Origin of the sequence: Bacillus sp. AFS029637, from assembly GCF_002584985.1 — a bacterium.
Lineage (GTDB): Bacteria > Bacillota > Bacilli > Bacillales > Bacillaceae_G > Bacillus_A.
This window is the reverse complement of the sequence record NZ_NUPZ01000037.1, coordinates 1-19,013: the sequence shown is the minus strand read 5'-3', so window position 1 is coordinate 19,013 and position 19,013 is coordinate 1. Positions and strand designations below refer to the sequence as shown.

Below are 19,013 nucleotides of genomic sequence, written 5' to 3'. Positions count from 1 at the left end.
GAGAAATATGGGGAAAAGCTTCGCTTGTTTTGATATTGGGGGAACATTTATTAAATATGCGATGATTGATGAACAAGGAACAATATATGAAAAAGGAAAAATCCAAACACCAGCAAACAATCAAAAAAACGAAATTCTGCAGCGTATTTGTGACACAATACGTGAATTAGAAAAGAATGATAAGATTCATTCCGTTGGGGTGTCGTCATGTGGATTGATTGACAATGAACGAGGAGAAGTTATATTTTCTGCCAATATTCCTGGGTATAGTGGCACGAACATAACAGACTATATTTATAGAGAAACCGGTTATACCGCAACTGTTGAAAACGATGTTCGTTCAGCTTGCATTGGTGAAATGTGGAAAGGGATAGGTAGTGGAAAAGAACATATTGTTTTAATTACGCTTGGAACAGGGATCGGTAGCGGTATTATGATAAATGGTCAAATGCTCCAAGGTGCAAACGGACTAGCTGGAGAGCTCGGTCATATGACAATTGTCCATAATGGAGAAGCTTGCAGTTGTGGCGGGAAAGGATGTTACGAAAGATATGCATCAACTTCAGCTCTAATTCGTCAGTATCAAGAAGCTTCCAGATTACAAGGGGTAGAAATAAACACCATTACAGGTGAAGAAATTATAGAACGCATACATGGAGGAGAGCAGTTAGCAAAAGATGTATATGAACAGTTTTTACAATATGTCACTACCGGATTAGTGAATATTGCCCATATGTTCAATCCCGAATTAATTATTATTGGAGGCGGGATTGCTGAACAAGGGGAACCTTTCTTGCAACAAATTCAAGAAAGGTTTCACCAAGCAGTAATGGAGATTTATCGAAAAAAGACGGATATAGTATTAGCAGCATTACATAATGATGCAGGTGTGTATGGGGCTTGTTATGTGGCGCTCAACCGGTTGGAAAAAGAATTACTATTCTAAAATAGTAATTCTTTTTTGTGAAAGTTGCTATCCGGGTCTATCAAAATATTAGATTGATAACCCCTCTCGATTTGTGCTTTGTAATTCTTTGATAAAGCGATCAAACCCCGCTCTACCATCTTTATTCATCTTATAGACACCAGCATCTTCTAAGACGCGTTCAAATTTTTTTGCAACTTCAGTTTGAAGAAAGCTTTGGATGTTCTCTTCCGTATAGCCGCCCTGGACTTTTAATTCATCTGCCCATTTTTGATGGATTTCAGGAACAGTGGATTCCTTATCTAACAAGTACAGCTCAACTTCATGAAGCTCCTCAATCAAACGCGGAGGGAGAATTGCAAGACCCATGGCTTCAATAAGCCCGATATTTTCTTTCTTAATATGCTGTACATCTGGATGTGGATGGAAAATTCCATCAGGGTATTCTTCACTCACATTATTATCACGTAGTACAAGATCAATTTCATAATTTCCTTCGCGACGTCGCACAATTGGTGTAATCGTATGATGTTTTGTGCCATCTTTTGATTGTGCACGAATTTGTAAGAATTCATCTGAATAGTTCTTCCAACTTTCGTGAATGTAGGTACTGGCATTAATTAGTTCTTCTTTGCTGAAAGAAGAGAGGCGAATCACACTCATCGGCCAGTTGACAATACCACAAGAAATATTTGAGTAGCCAGACAGTTCAAACGTTTTAAGAACTTTAGCCTTTGCCATTGGAAAGGTATAGCTTCCAGCTTGATAGTGATCATGACTTAAAATAGATCCTCCTACAATAGGTAAATCCGCATTTGAACCAATGAAATAGTGTGGCATGATTTCTATAAAACTAAGTAAACAAGAGAATGCCTCACGAGAAATTTTCATTGGTCGATGCTTCTTAGATAATACGATGGAGTGTTCATTAAAGTATGCATATGGTGAATATTGAAAACCCCATTCTTCTCCATCTAGCTCGATGTTAATGATTCGGTGATTGCTTCTCCCTGGATGGTTAAAGCGACCAAAATACCCTTCATTTTCAATACAAAGTAAACATTTTGGATAATTGCCCTTCGGTGCATTTCTAGCCGCTAAGATCTCTTTTGAATCTTTCTCTGGTTTGGACAAATTAATAGTAATCTCAAGTTCACCATATTTTGATTCTGCTAAATAATGAATATTTTTTGCGATTTCACGGGTCTTTATATAATCATTGCGTTTACTTAGTTCAAAGAAATAATCCGTTGCTTGTTTAGGACTTTTACAATATGCCTCCTGAAAATTTGCATTGACCTTGGAGGGAAGTGGTGTAATCACATTCATTAAAAGCGCTTCGAACATATCACGATTGGCTTGGTTTTTAGAGATAATAAGATTTTCCGTCGCTTTATCTATGAGCGTATCTAACAGCACATGTGGATTCTTTTCGACTACGCTAGTAATCTCTCCCATTTCCGATTCGCCAATCAAACGTAATAGTTGATTGTGCGTATAAATTCGGTCATTTTCCTCAATGGCTCCATTCTCAATTGCAAGTGTAGTAAAATCATAAATTGCTTGACATGTGTTCATCGTCTCCACCTCATTCATCATCCAATCACTGTAGTTCCACTACCAATGTGTGCCACATAAAAGACAGGCGCATATCCTACAACTTTGATATATTCATCATAAACATTATTTTTAAAAGTTTGGGTTTCACTTTCTTTTACTAATGCGATGGCGCAGCCCCCAAATCCAGCTCCAGTCATACGGGCACCAAGCACACCCTCTTGTTTTTGCGCAGTGGCCACCAATGTATCTAATTCAATTCCGGTTACTTCATAATCATCTCTTAAAGATGTATGAGAAGCATTCAATAGCTTTCCGAATTCTTCTAAATCACCTGCAGTAAGAGCTGCTTTGGCTTTTTTTGTGCGTTCATTTTCGTAAACTGCATGCTTCGCGCGTTTAATTAGGACTTCATCTCCAATAAGATTTTGATTTGCATCAAATTTTGCTTCACTTAGTTCTCCAAGTGCATGAATCTCTAACTTCGTTTGGAGACGTGCGAGTGCTTCTTCACATTCAGCACGGCGCTCATTATATTTTGAATCTACTAGTTCACGACGTTTATTAGTATTCATAATTACAATAGCATAGTCGTCCAAAACCACTGGAACCATTTCATACTTTAACGTATTGGTATCAAGGAGAATTGCTTTGTCTTTTTCACCAAATCCAATGGCGAATTGATCCATGATACCAGAATTTACACCAATGAATTCATTTTCAACTTTTTTACCCATTTTCACTAATTCAAGTCGCGTTACGTCTAAGTTGAACAAGTCTTCTAATACTATGCCTACCAGTAATTCAAGTGAAGCACTACTTGAAAGTCCCGCTCCATTCGGAATCGTTCCCTCAACTAATAACTCAAAACCACAGTCTATTTTATGACCTGCTTCTTTCAGTGTTAAGATAACTCCTTTTACATAATTTCCCCAATTTGCATTTTTATCATAATCTAGTTCATTCAACGTGAAGCTAATCACTCCAAGTTCTTCAAAGTTCGTTGAGTAAACTAATACTCTATCATCCTCACGACGTTTAGCTACTCCGTAAGTTCCATAAGTAATAGAAGCGGGGAACACATAGCCACCATTGTAATCTGTATGTTCTCCGATTAAGTTGATACGTCCTGGAGAGAAATATTGAGTTGTTTCTTGAGGTCCAAATACCTCAGCAAATTTTAAAGTTAGTTCACGTTTCTTTTCCATAAGTATAAACCTCTCTTTTACATTTATTCTAAGCAAGGAAATTATCTCCGTACTCACTGGATCACTTCTAACAGTTCCTTATTATTTCTAGACACAACATCGTATTTTAAATAAATTCTGATAGCAGTATCTAACTTTTTCTATATATGTTTCTAACGTGGTATAAGGAATGTCGTATTCCCATGCTACATCTGACAAGGAGTGACCATGACAACAGCGCACAAAAACGAAGCCGTGGAAGAACGAATTAACCTAAGTCTGTAATCATATGGCAAAATTATTTTGATAAACTTAGCTTACAAAGTGAAAACTCATCTCTTGGTTTGTCTCGATAACAATTACGATTCGGGAGTTTTCACTTTTTTTATAGTCCTTTATGGAAAATAATTCAATCTAACTTCATATAACCCTAACTTATGGTAATGGAGCAATAATATGAAATTCTGTCATCGTTTGATAAGTCGAATCCGCCCTAAGAACTATATCCCCAAAATCAGAATACTGTTCAGCACCCGGGGAAACCTGTGTTTCAAAGGTAATTCCGCCATGGTTTGCAAGTTGCTTGCCATGCATAAGAGGCGTATTCTTACCAAAATTCGCCGTAAAGATGACGACACTTGGTTCTTTTGTGGCTATTTCAATTGTAACCACTTCATCCGGGCTAATGAGTTTCACTGAACTATGTGATAGTTTAGGTCGGTTCAAGAAAAATGGGTGATCAATTCCATCCACTAATTCTTTTTGACCAAAAGTACTACTAAAGGTTTCTTTGAGTTTAACTGGCTTTCGAAAATCAAACGCAGTTCCTTCTACAGGCCGCTTTTCACCAATTGGAATACTTTTCTGATCAAGTGGTGCAAATCTATCACTATTCACCCATAATGTGTGTTCATTTACAGGTTGCATTACATCACCAGTTAAGTTGAAGTACACGTGATTTGTTGGATTAAACAAGGTATCTTTGTCACTTGTCGCCCTAGTTTCTACTTTCCAAACATTCGTGTTAGTTAATGTGTAACGTATCTCGACATCAAGGTTCCCTGGAAAACCATTTTCACCATCTGGACTCACCGTATGAAATATCACTGAGACCTCATCATTATTATCGATAACTTGATAGTGCCACTTTTTACTTTCAAATCCCGGGGTACCGCCATGTAAAGTGTTTCCGGTTGTCTCATCAATTTGTACTTTATAGATTTCTCCATCAATTTGAAAAGTTCCGTATTGAATTCGTCCAGCTACTCGTCCAATTGAGGCACCAATATATAAATCCTTTTCAAGATATTCCTGTGCCGTATCAAAACCAAGTACGAGCTCACGTAGACCATTTGTTGTTGGTACCTTTAAACTTGTAATGCGAGCGCCTAAATCTGAAACGGTCAATTGCAGGCCATTCAGATTGGTAATAGTGATAATCGTATAACCTGCACCGAAATCTTTTGTTATAATGTTCATTTTAGATATCCTCTACTTCTTTATTTAGAATGAGCAAGTGCAGCACTAGAATTGAACTCTTCAGTTGCATCCCCGCCATGATTTAACTTTGCTTCTAGCTCTTTGACGATTTGTACAACTGCTAGTGCAGTCTCATTTGCACCAAGTGATGAATTAAGTCGTGCGAATGTTGCCAATTTTTTCTTCATTTAATCTTAATAAGGATATAAAAGCGTTTACACGTTAAACATAAAAAACTAACAAACTACATGAATCTTCTTCCTATGCTTTTCTATTTCAAGTATATTTTAACAAGAAAGCGTTTTCTGTTTTATATCATTTTGTGACATTGATTTAACCTTTTGTTGCATTTTTTCCTTTAAAAGGAAGATGAAGTTATAGCAATCACGAAGAGGAGAGAAACCCATGGAACAAGCACTCTTTTTTAAAAAAGAACAGCGTCACTTCTCAAGCGATCTTTATTTTGAATTTTGTGGTTTTTCAAAAACACTGCCTTTTCATGCTTTTGGACCAGCTGTACGTAACAGCTACATTATTCATGTCGTGTTGGATGGAAAAGGAATGTACTATGTAAAAGATGAAAAATATTCATTAAAGAAAGGAAATATTTTTCTCATTCGCCCAGGGGAATCGACCTTTTATCGCTCGGATGCAGAAGAACCATGGTTGTATGCGTGGCTTTCATTTGGTGGGAAGATAGCAGACAAAATTATTCATTATTCGAGTTTTAAAGAAGATAACCACTCTGTTACTTCGGTTAATATTCAGAAATATTTGGATATTATCTTGGAGTGTATGAATTGTTCCAACGATACATTAGAAGATGAATTAAAGTTAAATGAGTTGACTTATCGATTTTTAAGAGTATTACTTACCGATGGTGGTGAATTCTCAAAAGGAGTAAAACAAAAGTCTTCACGACTCGCGATTGAAGCGATGACATATATTGGAGAGCACTATCTAGAGGAGATTACAGTAAGGAATGTGGCAGATCATCTCGCGGTCAATCGAAGTCATCTTTCACGAGTCTTTCACAATCATTTCGGGATGACCATGAAGGAATGGATTTTAAGGATGCGCATTAATTACGCAACGTATTTACTTTCAATGACAAATGAATCGGTAGAAAACATTTCTTATCAGGTGGGCTTTCGTAGTTTAGTAGTCTTTAGCCGCATATTTAAAAAAATGATTGGAGAAACACCTACGCATTATCGAAAACGTATGTCGAAAGAAAATTTCCAAACAATCTCTTTATCAAGCTTGAAGTTCTTACTTGATGAACAAGAAATTGTTTCACGGGCCACTTAGGAAGATAAATGGAATTTCCAGAATAACAATTATAAATTTAAAAAAAGTACGAAGAATTTAATTGGATATAATCAGTCATTTCAATTTTTAGGAAATATGATTGATCCAGTACTCGGGGGACAAATTGCAGCACATGCAGGTTTCCAATATGTTTTCTTCTCTACATCATCACTATTATTCATTGCGTGTATTTGGGTATATTTTCATAATAAGAACGAAGAGGTATTAGAGAAACAACATTTGGAAGTTAGTTAACTAAGTAAACAAAAAAGGATGAGGCAACAGTTGCTTCATCCTTTTTTCATTAAAATTGAAGACAGAGATAACTTAATGTACCGAGCTCGTAACTACGGTGAATGACTTCTCCGTTATTCTCACCACTTCCCATTGCGATAAACAAAGGAACAAAATGCTCTGCTCTTGGTACTGCTAATTGTGCATGAGGTGCATTTTTCTCCCAATTAAACAATGAATTTTTGTCATTATTCTGCATATGTTTAATAATCCAATCATCAAATTCAATTGCCCATTTTTCAGGTGTAGTCTGATTCCATTTCAGAGCTCTTAAATTATGAACAGTAACGCCGCTGCCAATTACTAAAATATCTTCTTGGCCAAGTCCTTTTAATGCTTCTCCAATTTCAAATTGTTCTTTTGCAGGAAGGAATGGATTTACTGATATTTGTACGACAGGAATATTTGCTTCTGGATACATGCGATGCAATAGTGTCCATGAACCATGATCTAAACCTCTCGTCATATTATGATGGACTGGAATACCTTTATTTTTTAATTTTGTTTCTAACATAGATGCAATGGTAGAAGAGCCTTTTGCTCGATATTTAATTTCATATAACTCAGGAGGAAATCCACCGAAATCATAAATTGTTTCATACTCGTTGTCTGATGAGGAGATTGTTAATACTTCACTTTCCCAGTGAGCGGTAAAAATGACGATTGCTTTCGGTTTATATGTTTGTCCAAGTGTTTTTAAAAAATCTGTATAATCTGTATCTTGAATAGCAAGCATTGGTGAACCATGTGCTAAAAATAGTGATGGCATCATAGTAGAAACCTCCTAAAAATATAATAATTACTTTATGTAAGTAACTATATAATTTTATTTCAGAGTCGTCAAGACAATAGTTGAATAATAAATAAGGAATTTGTCATAATGAAAGCAATTGCATATAATATATAGTAAGAATAATGAATGAGTATTCATTTTTAAGATACATAATAGATTTGGGGGCTGACGAAATGAACGTACAGGAAAGTTTCGTTACGGCATTGGATGGATCGGAAATTTATTTACGAAAGTGGTTACCAGAAAGGAATCCGCGAGGGATTATTCAAATTGCACATGGTATGACAGAACATACAGGTGTTTATACAGAATTTATTGATGCTTTATTAGAGGCAGGATATGGTGTTTACGCTCATGATCATAAAGGGCATGGAAAAACAGTGAAAAGAGAAGAAGACTATGGTCATTTTGAACCAAATGTAGGGTGGAATCAGGTTGTATCTGATGTAATCTTTGTTTCGGAAATGATAAAAGAAGAGCAGACATGTCCGTTGTTTTTACTCGGACATAGTATGGGATCTTTTTTATCCAGACGAGCTGTACAACTTCGAGGCGAATTATATGATGGATTCCTCATTTCAGGAACTGGTGGCAACCCAGGTTTTTTAGGTGTCATCGGTCATAAAGTAGCAACAATCGAAATGAAACTACGCGGAGTGAAAACGAAAAGTCCGATGCTAAATTTCTTATCTTTCGGAAATTTTAACTCAAACTTTAAGCCGAATCGTACAAAATTTGATTGGTTATCTTCAGATAATGATCAAGTTGATAAATATATTGCGGATCCGTTATGTGGATTCATTTGTACGACGAGTTTTTATCGAGAATTATTTCATGGTGTATTAGAGGTAAATAAGTTAGAAGAATATAAGAAGACGCCAAGCAATCTTCCAATACATATATTCTCTGGGGATCGGGATCCTGTTGGAGATATGGGGAAAGGTGTAAAAGAAGTATACGAAAACTATAAAAAATGTGGTGTGAAAGATGTAACACTTCGTTTATATGAAAATGGAAGACATGAAATGTTTCATGAAGTGAATAGAGATGAAGTGTTTAAAGATTTGATTTCGTGGTTAGATAGACATATTGTATAAGAAGAAACCTCACTTTTTTGAAGTGGGGTTTCTTTGAGGAAACGGAGGAATTCTAAATCTGAAATATAAAATTTTTATCATCAATACATTTCCAATCCTTATAAAAAAGATAGATTATTTAAAACAAATGCTCGCATATACACTGAACCAAGGTTTTAAGGATAATTTCTAATCAAACTTTTTATCCTCCAAAAGTCTGCTCATAATAGTAGTATAATAATGAATGAGGTGTTAATAGTATGGAAGATAAAACGTTAGGTTTACTACTAGATGTTGTTGGTGAATTATTTTCAGATGAAATTTCAATTGCTGTTTCGAATACGAAAGAATATATCTACTATCGGCCAAGTAAACGAATTGATTTAAAGATTAGCGTCGGGGACCCTATAAAGGAAGGAACGATTGCCCATAAAGCAATGGTGACGAACCAAAAAGCCTCTGAGTTTATTAATCGGGATGTTTTTGGTATTCCTTATCATGGAATGGCCGTACCATTTTCAAACAATGGAAAGCTTGAAGGCTGCGTGACGGCAATTTATCCAGCTTTAACGGATGGAAAGTCAGTTGTTACTTTAAAAACAACAGACGGGTGGATTCCGGTTCCTTTTTCAAAGGTCATGTATTTAGAGGCGAAAGATAAAAAGACGTATGTGAATTCAGAGGAGTTATCAGGAACACATAAATCCTCTTTGCAAGAATTTGAATACTTCCTTCCTAAAGATTCATTTATTAGATGCCATCGTTCATTCATTGTAAATGTAAATCATATTAAAGCAATATATCCTGATACTCATTCTACTTTTTTACTTTCAATGGATAATGGTGAGAGAGTACCAGTTAGTCAATCATACGCCAGTTATTTTCGTAAACTTCTAGGATTCTAGATTTTTCTGCTTTAGAACCTAGATTTGCTGTTCTATCTGAAATTTCGGCATTGTATACTAAAATCCCTATTTTGATGATGTTAATGTGTAAAATAATTATGAATATTCAATAGGAGAGGGATTACATATGGAGCATAATTTGGATAGAATTAGAGACCAACGTCTGAAAGATAGAGTAGTTACACCTGAAGAAGCAGCTTCCTGGATTCAAAGTGGAATGACTTTAGGCTTAAGTGGGTTTACACGTGCAGGTGATGTGAAAGCAGTCCCATTTGCGCTAGTAAACCGAGTTAAGAATGAGGAAGCTTTTAAAGTAAATGTTTATACTGGGGCTTCATTAGGTTCGGATGTAGATAAATTATTTGCTGAGGCAGGAATTTTAGGAAAAAGATTGCCTTTCCAAGCCGATGCGACTATGCGAAAAGGGATTAATAATGGAGACTTTTTATTTGTAGATCAGCACTTATCTCATACAGCAGAGTTACTTCGTGCTGACGTTATGGATATAGATTACGCTATTTTGGAAGCGGTTGCGATTACTGAGGACGGAATGATTATTCCAACGACTTCAATTGGAAATTCCTTAGCATTTTCCTTAAATGCTAAGTCTATCATTATTGAAATGAATATGGCCCAATCCGCGCAACTAGAAGGGCTACATGATTTATATGAACCAGGTAAACAAGGAGAAAGGCTTCCAATTCCACTCGTGAAAACGGATGATCGAATTGGAACAATCGGTATTCCAATTGATGTTGAAAAAGTGAAGGGTATTGTGTTTACGAACCAACTGGATTCGCCATCGACAATTGTTCCTCCGGATGAAGAAACTGTTATTATGGCACAGCATTTAATAGAATTTCTTCGAAAAGAAGTAAAAGTAGGGCGATTAACAAATCGATTAGCACCGTTACAATCAGGAATTGGTTCAGTTGCCAATGCAGTCCTGCATGGAATGTTAGATTCGGAGTTTGAAGATTTAGAAGTGTATTCTGAGGTTTTACAGGATGCAGTCTTTGATCTTATGGATGCAGGGAAAGTCAATTTTGCTTCTTGCTGCTCTATCACACTTTCTGAAGAAAAAATGCAACAAGTATTTTCTAACTTTGAAAAATATCGTGACAAATTAATGATGCGCCCGCAAGAGATTTCTAATCATCCGGAAATCATTCGCCGCCTTGGATTAATCTCGATTAATACGGCTTTAGAATTAGATATATACGGAAATGTTAACTCTACTCACGTTTTAGGTACAAAAATGATGAATGGTATTGGTGGTTCTGGTGATTTTGCAAGAAATGCACGCTTAGCTATCTTTGTTACTAAATCGATTGCGAAAGGCGGTAACATTTCAAGTATCGTTCCTTTCGTCTCTCATGTAGACCATACGGAACACGATGTTGATGTTATCGTTACTGAACAAGGGTATGCTGACTTAAGAGGATTGGCACCAAGAGAAAGAGTAGAACTTATTATTGAGAACTGCGCGCATCCAATGTATCGTGACCAGCTACGAGCTTATTACGAAGAAGCACAAACAAGAGGCGGACAAACCCCTCATGTTTTAGAAAAAGCTTTTTCTTGGCATACGAATTATGCTAAAAATGGAACAATGCGTGAAGCGGTAGTAGAAACTGTATAGGTGTGTATGATAAGAAGTAGTAAAACAAATGATTCTTAGTATAGTATGCTATAAAGATTTAAAGAAAAGAACGCCAATTTTAGGAATGGCGTTTTTTTCTTTTAAAAAATTGTTACCTATAATATGGTGAAACGTTGTAGTTTTATAATAAAGATTAATAAAAGTGATCTCTTATCTATGAAATAAGAGGTTTTTTAAATTGCTTTTCGAATCATTTTAATAGCTTATATATTGAAGATGAGGAGAAAGAATCATGAAGATAAGAAAAGCGTTATAGTGAAGCGAATGAATTAAGTGAACTCGCACTACATTCAAAGGCAACATGGAATTATAGCGAAGAATTCATACTTGCTTGTAAGGAAGATTTAACAATTACAGAAGAGTACATAAAGAATAACTTTGTATATGTTTTAGAAAATGATAATAGGAAGATTGGCTTTTTCTCATTTTTACGAAATGATAAAGCTCTCGATTTCCTATACATTTATCCTCATTACAAAGGGAAAGGGTACGGGAAAATAATGTGGAAGTATGTAATAGAGCAAGCAAATGAACTAGGAATAAAAAGTTTTACGATTGATAGTGATCCGAATGCAAAAGGGTTTTACTTGAATATGGGAGCAAAGTTAATTGGAGAGACGCCATCAACAGTATTTAAGGATCGACTGTTACCTCTTTTACAATATGATGTGTAAAACTATTAATAGCGGGGGAAGCTGAGAATGGATAATGTGAAGAAAAAACAAATATATGAAGCATTAATAAGATCTTGGTCAATAGAAACGAGCTCTAAGTGGACGAATGAGAATCCAGCCAAGGGACAATGTGGTGTAACCGCACTAGTCATTCAAGAGATATACGGTGGAAAGATTAAAAAGACAAAAATAGGGGAAGTATGGCACTTTTATAACATTATAGATGGGCAGAGGTTTGATTTTACAGAGACACAATTTAATGGGAAATTGAATTATATGGATGTGGAATCAAATCGGGAAGAAGCATTTGCAGATACAAATGAAAAGCAATATGATATTTTGAATGAAAAGGTAACAAAAAAATTAAAATTATCTTTTGACTCTTAATCTTTAATAAGTTACTATAATGGTGGTAACTTATTAAAGGGAACTTCATAGAGTTGAAAGGGGAAATACTTTTGAAAACAGCTTATGTAAGCGCTACTATTGTAACGATGAATGAACAAAACGAAGTGATAGAAAATGGATATATCATTGTAGAAAATGATCAAATTATAGATGTAAATAGCGGAGAATTCGCTAATGATTTTGAAGTAGATGAAGTAATTGATATGAAAGGAAAGTGGCTTTTACCTGGACTTGTAAATACACATACACACGTTGTGATGAGCCTTTTAAGAGGTATTGGCGATGATATGTTATTACAACCATGGCTTGAGACGAGAATTTGGCCGCTTGAAAGTCAGTTTACTCCAGAGCTTGCGGTTGCTAGTACGGAATTAGGATTACTTGAAATGGTGAAAAGTGGTACAACATCATTCTCAGATATGTTTAATCCAATTGGAGTAGATCAAGATGCAATTATGGAAACGGTGTCAAAAAGCGGAATGCGAGCTGCTGTTTCAAGAACTTTATTTAGCTTTGGGACGAAAGAAGATGAAAAGAAAGCAATTGAAGAAGCTGAGAAATATGTGAAGCGTTATTATAACGAAAGTGGTATGTTAACTACGATGATTGCGCCGCATAGTCCATATACATGCTCTACAGAAATGTTAGAAGAGTGTGCACGTATTGCAATAGAAAATCAAACTATGGTTCATATTCATCTTTCTGAAACAGATCGTGAAGTACGTGATATTGAAGCACAATACGGAAAACGTCCAGTAGAATATGCGGCAAGTTGCGGATTGTTTAAACGTCCAACAGTTATTGCACACGGTGTAGTATTAAATGAAAGTGAGCGTGCATTTTTAGCAGAACATGATGTTCGAGTAGCTCATAATCCGAATAGTAATTTAAAACTAGGTTCTGGTATAGCGAATGTAAAAGCAATGCTAGAAGCAGGGATTAAAGTAGGGATTGCAACAGATAGTGTTGCGTCTAACAATAATTTAGATATGTTTGAAGAACTGCGCGTTGCAACATTATTACAAAAAGGTATTCACCAAGATGCAACAGCGTTACCAGTTGAAACCGCACTTACACTTGCGACTAAAGGAGCTGCTGAAGTAATCGGTATGAAACAAACAGGATCACTTGAGGTTGGAAAGTGTGCTGATTTTATTACGATTGACCCGTCTAATAAGCCGCATTTACAACCAGCGGATGAAGTGTTATCACATCTTGTGTATGCTGCTAGCGGGAAAGATATAAGCGATGTAATTATTAACGGAAAACATGTCGTTTGGAATGGCGAATGTAAAACGTTAGATGAAGAGCGTATTATATTTGAAGCAAGTCGATATAAACGAGGTTTGCAAAGATAGATATTTACATGTCAGTTGAAAAAGCTATCCTTTTTTAAAAGGATAGCTTTTTGTCTTGAACGAATAAATATTCAAAAGAATGTCGCATCTTTATGTTAGTATTTCTGCTATAATATACGGCTTTTATAACAAAAGAGGGACAAATTGATGGATATGGCCTATTACAGGCGGCCTTTTTCGCGCTGTATGTAACATTATTTACTTGTTATTTTTTTCGGTTTTCAATTTTGTGTGCTCATTTAACCAAATATCTATTAGATTTCGTAATGTAATAGTTTCTATTTCAAGAGGGATTTCAATCTCATTTTCATCATACTTATTAAATATAAAAGTTTTATCTCTTCGAACATCTGCTCCAAAAATATTCGCACTTATTTTTTCATGATCACTTTCTTTATTTAAAACTTTATCTACAGTTTCTGCTATCCAATCACCGAATGCAGATACCTCTACATTTAAAAAAGCTTCTAAAATATCGAATTCCTTTGGTAGTCTAATAGCTAAACTACCTGTACTAAGTAACTCAAATTTGTAATCCATATTATTTTCTCCTTCAAAAATTAAATTATCGACCTTGTCTTGGAAATGCAGAAATAATTTTACCATTATCATCTAAAAACAAACGAATAGGTAGACCATCTATCCCTATTTCATCATAGATATTAGTAATACCACCCATGTGAATTTTATTGCTGTATGCCTCATTTATATTGTCTACGATTTGTTACGTATTTCAATCTTTAGGGAAAAAAGTAGTAAAGTTGACGTTAACGGCTCACCGCAATATAAAGTACACAATTCGAAAGGGAATACAGACTACATTACGGCTAGTAATGCGTATGTGAAGTAATATGAACAAAAGACCACCTATTACGGGCGGTCAATTTTTACTAATTATTTTTTAATGTTTGTTTTATCATTTTAACTGTTTGTTCAAGCCATTCTAATGACAAATTTTAATTTTTAGTACGTATAAAAAAGTGCTAACAAGTTTGCAAGCGAACTTGCTAACACCTATACGAAATAGACATAAAATATCGCTAATATGTCCCTTGATAAAATATTAATAAATAACCACTTATAATGTATAATGATTTATTATAATCAAAACAACAAAATATAACGTTTTATAACATTTTATTTCTAAGGAGAACAATTCATGAAACGAAAAACGAGCCATTTAATGGTAATGGCACTTGTTACATCTTTATTTTTAACAGCTTGTAATAATAAAACGATTAAAAGTGACACAGAGGCTAAAAAACAAGTGTTAAATGTAACAGTATCAGAAGAAATTCCTTCCCTTGACACTGCGAAAACGATGGATGGTACATCAGCACATGTTATGCAAAACATATTTGAAGGATTGTATGTGCTAGATGATCAAGATCATCCTATTCCAGCAGTAGCAAAATCGTTTAAAAGAAGTGAAGATGGTAAAAAATATACATTTGAGTTGCGCAAAGATGCAAAATGGTCAAATGGTGATAATGTAACAGCAAATGATTTTATGTTTGCGTGGAGACGAGCGGTAAGTCATGAAACAGCGTCTCAATATGCATACATGCTCTTTTATGTGAAAAATGCGAAGGAAATAAATAAAGGAACAATGCCGCTTGATGAACTTGGGGTTAAAGTTATAAATGATTATACGTTAGAAGTGGAACTAGAACAGCCAATTCCGTATTTTTTACAGGTGTTAGCGTTACCTATATACTTGCCACAACATGAATCGTTTTTGAAAGAACAAGGAAAGAATTATGCATTGGAACCTAGTAATCTCATATATAACGGCCCATTTGTATTAGAGAAATGGAAGCATGAACAAGAATTTCAATTGAAGAAAAATGATACATATTGGGATGAAAAGAAAGTGAAGTTAGACGAAATAAACTTTCATATTGTAAAAGACACAATGACGGCTGTGAATTTATATGAAGCTGGTGATTTGGACCGAGTACCTATTAATTCACAATTTGTAGACAAGTATAAAGGGAATAAGGAATTACACATGTCGAGTGATCCTGGAATTGCTATGCTACGTTTTAATGAAAAAAATACGGCGTTAGCCAATAAAAAAGTTCGTCAATCCATTTCATTTGCGTTAAATAAAGAAGATTTTGTTGCTCACTTTATTAATAACGGGGCAAAACCTGCAAGTGGACTTGTACCAGTTGGTCATATAAATGAAAAGACTGGAAAAGATTTTAGAAAAGAAAACGGAAATATTTCTTCATATGATTTACAAACTGCGCAAAAGGTTTGGGATGAAGCGAAAAAAGAGCTTGGAGTAGACGAAGTAAACCTCGAGTTTTTAACGTATGAACAAGATAATGCAAAACGTATGGCAGAATATATAAAAGGTGACTTAGAAAAGGATTTGCCTGGATTAACGCTACAAATTAAACAGCAGCCATTTAAACAAAAGTTACAGTTAGAACAAACAGGTGATTACGATATAACTATGGCAAATTGGGGACCTGACTATAAAGACCCAATTAGTTACTTAGAGCTATTTACGACGGGTAATCCAAATAATAAAATGAATTACTCCAATTCTCGTTACGATGAATTAATAAAGAAAGCAAAAACTGATTTTGTACTAGAACCAGAGAAACGATGGATAGTATTGTTAGAAGCTGAGCAGGTCTTATTAGAAGATGCTGCTGTGGCACCGCTTTATCATATTGGTTCAGCATATGTACAAAAGGATTATGTAAAGGGAATTGAAAAGCATCAATTTGGTGGTGTTTATACTTATAAAAATGCTTATATCGATAAGAAGTAAATAAAAAACCTTACTTTTAAAAGTAAAGTTTCCCAACACTCTGATAAAAGAATAGTCATTGACTATTCTTTTATTTATTACCTCGGTATTCTACATAAAACTCGTTAAAGAATAAGATTTAAAAAAAGTATTTAAAATGACAAACAGACAGGGGGAGAAATAGATATAATTAAAATGGTTATCCATGAATATATATAGTCCGTATCATCGAGGGGGAAATACGTTGAAAAACATTGAAGTTCTAAATAAATACATTGAAGGGTTTTCTGATGCTCTCCCTACGTGGTTAAAGCATCTAATCGAGGCAGAAGAGATACATCAAAACTATGAGAATGTACAGGTACTTGGTGCATTAAAGACAGATGCGGTGTTGTACTATGTACACTGTACGCTGCAAGTGTTAGAGGGGTTGTCTTTAGATGAAGAAGCGTATCGCATTATTGAAAAGGTACTAACGTATAGTGAGCTTGCAAAGGTAGGTTCTTTAAAACAGCGGGAGCAATGGGAAAAAAACGGGATTAACCTATTGGTACATAACGAGGGTTCTGCGGATATCTTTAGTGATATTCAGTTTATCGAACGTTTAGAGACAAACTTAAACTCTACTGAGTATTTGTTTGTTCGAGATTTAATTAGAACACATGGATTAATTGGGCAGTATATCCGCGGTGAGGCTCGTTTGGACTCTCATATTGATTTGATTAACACGTATAGAGAAGAGTACGGAGACGGTAGGTTAAAGGAGATTCTATACTATCTTAACCATTGTATTATTGAGGGCGTATCAAAATCTTTGTGGAGTGAAGTAAAGGACAATGTGAAGATTACAATTGATGGTCTGTTTGATGGCTATGTGGAACCATTTACTTCTCGCATACATAGACTTACGCCAAAACATAAGGAGTCAGCATTTGAAAAAGATATAATTATGGGGAGCGAGAAGAGTGGTGTTCAAACCTTCTTATCTGATAAGGATTTGTGGTATGTAGAACCGTCTATGCATGCTCTTAGCTTCGAGGATATCTGGACAGTTTTTGTTATGTTAAAGAACGAGATAGGCACTGGAAAGGTTCAGCATATCCATTTCGAGAAATTGATGCAGCAGTTGCACTATGATTTCAAAGGCGAGAAGAAGGACAATGTGTATCGTAAGCGGGTTATTGAGAAATATCTACGGGAGTACCGTGAGAACGAGAAACCCGATACAACGCATGTTTCCTTTGAGGTTAAAGTCGATGAAGATATGAAGACTGCGTATGTGTCGTTTCAGTTTTCTGCTGTAGGTGAGGCGTTAATTACCTTCTGTGTAGAGGCAGAAAAGGTAGATATGATGCATGCTCGGGCAAATGTGCTGCTGTTTGATTTCTTCGGGTTACGTAAGGATGCGTATGATAGATTCCATAACGAAGAAGTGTATCTGGAGCATATGAATAGTTCGGCTGATGATAAACGAATTATTCTTGAATATATAAAGGGAGATACGGTTGTAGATGTCGGAGCCGGTGGTGGTGTCATGCTAGACATGATTGAAGAAGCGAACAAGGATAAACGAATCTACGGTATCGATATTTCCGAAAACGTGATTGATACGTTGAAAAAGAAGAAGCAAAACGAGGGTCGTTCTTGGGACGTCATTAAAGGGGATGCAATCAACTTAAGCAGCTCGTTTGATAAAGAATCGGTTGATACGATTGTATATTCATCTATCCTTCATGAGCTGTTCTCTTATATCGAGTATGAAGGTAAGAAATTCAATCTTGAAGTAATTAAAAAGGGTCTGCAGAGTGCCTACGAGGTGTTAAAGCCGGGAGGTCGTATTATCATTCGTGATGGCATCATGACCGAAGATAAAAGGTTAATGCGTGTGATTCGTTTTAAAGATGCGGGCGGAATGAAGTTCTTAGAGCAGTATGTCCATCAATTTAAGGGTCGTATAATCCAGTATGAGGTACTTGCAGACAATACAGTCAAAATGCCTGTTAATGATGCAATGGAGTTCTTATATACGTATACCTGGGGTGAGGATTCCTTCGTTCATGAGGTGCAGGAGCAGTTTGGAATCTTTACGCCAAACGACTATAAGGATTTCGTAAAGGGTATCTTTGGAGATAAAGTAAACATCATTCAAGCTATGAACTATTTGCAGGATGGATATACAAACCATCTTAGCGAGAAAATCGAGTTTCAAGATGAGTCTGGGAATACGGTTGCGCTACCGGATAGTACGTTCTTTATGGTTTTAGAAAAGGGGTAATGATGTTGGGGATTTTTAGAAATACAATTTTATTTGTTTTGTGTTTAGTAATTCTTAGTGGTTGTTTTACAAGAGAAGGAACTATCGTTGGTGGTAAAGTTCATGGTTCTTCAGATAGTGTATCTGGTAGTATATCTGGGGATTATAGAAAATTTACTGGATCTGCAACTCAAGATAGGAAAGTTAAAAAAGGTGAGAATTGGATATTTTCTTTTGATGATAAAACTAAAAAAGGAACTATAATTGCTTATGTTGTGGATTCAAATGATAATACAATACTAAAGTTGAATAGTGGCGAAGGCGAAAAAAATATTAAAGTAACTAAGGATGATACATATAAG

16 protein-coding genes and 3 pseudogenes are annotated in these 19,013 nt (G+C 35.5%); 13 read left to right on the top strand and 6 right to left on the bottom strand.

Going from position 1 to position 19,013, the window contains the following annotated elements; genetic code table 11:
* Positions 1 to 7 precede the first annotated feature (7 nt).
* A complete protein-coding gene (locus COE49_RS19280; protein WP_088231245.1) occupies positions 8 to 946 on the top strand; it encodes an ROK family protein in 939 nt (312 codons plus the stop codon).
* A gap of 48 nt (positions 947 to 994) precedes the next feature.
* Here the strand turns inward: COE49_RS19280 and galT are convergent, their stop codons facing one another.
* The 4 genes from galT to COE49_RS27695 all read right to left on the bottom strand — a co-directional run bounded on the left by galT (position 995) and on the right by COE49_RS27695 (position 5,324).
* The gene (gene galT, locus COE49_RS19275; protein ID WP_088231246.1) at positions 995 to 2,524 is read right to left on the bottom strand and encodes a UDP-glucose--hexose-1-phosphate uridylyltransferase; all 1,530 of its coding nucleotides are present in this window, start codon (positions 2,522 to 2,524) and stop codon (positions 995 to 997) included.
* Positions 2,521 to 3,690 (bottom strand): galactokinase, encoded by a 1,170-nt coding sequence (locus tag COE49_RS19270; protein WP_088231247.1) that lies wholly within the window; start codon positions 3,688 to 3,690, stop codon positions 2,521 to 2,523. Before COE49_RS19270 ends, galT begins: the two co-directional genes overlap by 4 nt.
* A 414-nt stretch (positions 3,691 to 4,104) precedes the next feature.
* Positions 4,105 to 5,148 (bottom strand): galactose-1-epimerase, encoded by a 1,044-nt coding sequence (locus COE49_RS19265; RefSeq protein WP_098946019.1) that lies wholly within the window; start codon positions 5,146 to 5,148, stop codon positions 4,105 to 4,107.
* 20 nt (positions 5,149 to 5,168) lie between these two features.
* Positions 5,169 to 5,324 (bottom strand): hypothetical protein, encoded by a 156-nt coding sequence (locus COE49_RS27695; protein ID WP_176551492.1) that lies wholly within the window; start codon positions 5,322 to 5,324, stop codon positions 5,169 to 5,171.
* 229 nt (positions 5,325 to 5,553) lie between these two features.
* Between COE49_RS27695 and COE49_RS19260 the strand changes: the two genes are divergently transcribed.
* Both COE49_RS19260 and COE49_RS19255 read left to right on the top strand, forming a co-directional pair.
* Complete coding sequence (locus COE49_RS19260) at positions 5,554 to 6,459, top strand: AraC family transcriptional regulator (protein WP_088231249.1); 906 nt, start codon at positions 5,554 to 5,556, stop codon at positions 6,457 to 6,459.
* Positions 6,460 to 6,507: 48 nt separating this feature from the next.
* Positions 6,508 to 6,714: pseudogene (locus COE49_RS19255) on the top strand (MFS transporter); the annotation flags it as partial.
* Between the two features lie 49 nt (positions 6,715 to 6,763).
* Here the strand turns inward: COE49_RS19255 and COE49_RS19250 are convergent.
* A complete protein-coding gene (locus tag COE49_RS19250) occupies positions 6,764 to 7,525 on the bottom strand; it encodes a DODA-type extradiol aromatic ring-opening family dioxygenase (protein ID WP_098356964.1) in 762 nt (253 codons plus the stop codon).
* A gap of 179 nt (positions 7,526 to 7,704) precedes the next feature.
* Here COE49_RS19250 and COE49_RS19245 point away from each other — a divergent pair, with 179 nt between their 5' ends.
* The 6 genes and pseudogenes from COE49_RS19245 to COE49_RS19220 all read left to right on the top strand — a co-directional run bounded on the left by COE49_RS19245 (position 7,705) and on the right by COE49_RS19220 (position 13,630).
* Positions 7,705 to 8,643 carry an alpha/beta fold hydrolase gene (locus COE49_RS19245; RefSeq protein ID WP_141556638.1) on the top strand — a complete coding sequence of 313 codons (939 nt, stop codon included), beginning with the start codon at positions 7,705 to 7,707 and terminating at the stop codon, positions 8,641 to 8,643.
* Positions 8,644 to 8,882: 239 nt separating this feature from the next.
* The gene (locus tag COE49_RS19240) at positions 8,883 to 9,527 is read left to right on the top strand and encodes a LytTR family DNA-binding domain-containing protein (RefSeq protein ID WP_098946017.1); all 645 of its coding nucleotides are present in this window, start codon (positions 8,883 to 8,885) and stop codon (positions 9,525 to 9,527) included.
* A 127-nt stretch (positions 9,528 to 9,654) separates the two neighbouring features.
* Positions 9,655 to 11,169 carry a succinyl-CoA:acetate CoA-transferase ScpC gene (locus COE49_RS19235; RefSeq protein ID WP_098252683.1) on the top strand — a complete coding sequence of 505 codons (1,515 nt, stop codon included), beginning with the start codon at positions 9,655 to 9,657 and terminating at the stop codon, positions 11,167 to 11,169.
* A 253-nt stretch (positions 11,170 to 11,422) separates the two neighbouring features.
* Positions 11,423 to 11,864, top strand: a pseudogene (locus tag COE49_RS19230) (GNAT family N-acetyltransferase).
* Positions 11,865 to 11,891: 27 nt separating this feature from the next.
* Positions 11,892 to 12,251, top strand: coding sequence for a YunG family protein (locus tag COE49_RS19225; RefSeq protein WP_098946016.1), 360 nt, complete (start codon positions 11,892 to 11,894; stop codon positions 12,249 to 12,251).
* 53 nt (positions 12,252 to 12,304) lie between these two features.
* On the top strand, positions 12,305 to 13,630 hold the full coding sequence (locus tag COE49_RS19220; protein ID WP_141556634.1) for a bifunctional S-methyl-5'-thioadenosine deaminase/S-adenosylhomocysteine deaminase: 1,326 nt from the start codon (positions 12,305 to 12,307) through the stop codon (positions 13,628 to 13,630).
* 198 nt (positions 13,631 to 13,828) lie between these two features.
* Here COE49_RS19220 and COE49_RS19215 read toward each other — a convergent pair whose 3' ends face one another.
* Positions 13,829 to 14,170 (bottom strand): hypothetical protein, encoded by a 342-nt coding sequence (locus tag COE49_RS19215; protein WP_098252686.1) that lies wholly within the window; start codon positions 14,168 to 14,170, stop codon positions 13,829 to 13,831.
* 214 nt (positions 14,171 to 14,384) lie between these two features.
* Here COE49_RS19215 and COE49_RS28115 point away from each other — a divergent pair.
* From COE49_RS28115 to COE49_RS19190, 4 genes and pseudogenes are all read left to right on the top strand, one after another.
* Positions 14,385 to 14,480, top strand: a pseudogene (locus COE49_RS28115) (N-acetylmuramoyl-L-alanine amidase); the annotation flags it as partial.
* Between the two features lie 309 nt (positions 14,481 to 14,789).
* Positions 14,790 to 16,418 carry a peptide ABC transporter substrate-binding protein gene (locus tag COE49_RS19200; RefSeq protein WP_098883094.1) on the top strand — a complete coding sequence of 543 codons (1,629 nt, stop codon included), beginning with the start codon at positions 14,790 to 14,792 and terminating at the stop codon, positions 16,416 to 16,418.
* A gap of 223 nt (positions 16,419 to 16,641) precedes the next feature.
* A complete protein-coding gene (locus COE49_RS19195; RefSeq protein ID WP_141524824.1) occupies positions 16,642 to 18,672 on the top strand; it encodes a class I SAM-dependent methyltransferase in 2,031 nt (676 codons plus the stop codon).
* Positions 18,673 to 18,674: 2 nt separating this feature from the next.
* On the top strand, positions 18,675 to 19,013 hold a 339-nt coding region (locus tag COE49_RS19190; RefSeq protein ID WP_098946014.1), incomplete at its 3' end, for a hypothetical protein.

Bases quoted from the DNA above. Each gene is read 5' to 3' on its own strand.
- COE49_RS19240 (WP_098946017.1), top strand. From the start codon at position 8,883: ATGGAAGATAAAACGTTAGGTTTACTACTAGATGTTGTTGGTGAATTA.
- COE49_RS19235 (WP_098252683.1), top strand. From the start codon at position 9,655: ATGGAGCATAATTTGGATAGAATTAGAGACCAACGTCTGAAAGATAGA.
- COE49_RS19260 (WP_088231249.1), top strand. From the start codon at position 5,554: ATGGAACAAGCACTCTTTTTTAAAAAAGAACAGCGTCACTTCTCAAGC.
- COE49_RS19200 (WP_098883094.1), top strand. From the start codon at position 14,790: ATGAAACGAAAAACGAGCCATTTAATGGTAATGGCACTTGTTACATCT.
- COE49_RS19215 (WP_098252686.1), bottom strand. From the start codon at position 14,170: ATGGATTACAAATTTGAGTTACTTAGTACAGGTAGTTTAGCTATTAGA.
- COE49_RS19265 (WP_098946019.1), bottom strand. From the start codon at position 5,148: ATGAACATTATAACAAAAGATTTCGGTGCAGGTTATACGATTATCACT.
- COE49_RS19280 (WP_088231245.1), top strand. From the start codon at position 8: ATGGGGAAAAGCTTCGCTTGTTTTGATATTGGGGGAACATTTATTAAA.
- COE49_RS19225 (WP_098946016.1), top strand. From the start codon at position 11,892: ATGGATAATGTGAAGAAAAAACAAATATATGAAGCATTAATAAGATCT.
- galT (WP_088231246.1), bottom strand. From the start codon at position 2,524: ATGATGAATGAGGTGGAGACGATGAACACATGTCAAGCAATTTATGAT.
- COE49_RS19250 (WP_098356964.1), bottom strand. From the start codon at position 7,525: ATGATGCCATCACTATTTTTAGCACATGGTTCACCAATGCTTGCTATT.
- COE49_RS19270 (WP_088231247.1), bottom strand. From the start codon at position 3,690: ATGGAAAAGAAACGTGAACTAACTTTAAAATTTGCTGAGGTATTTGGA.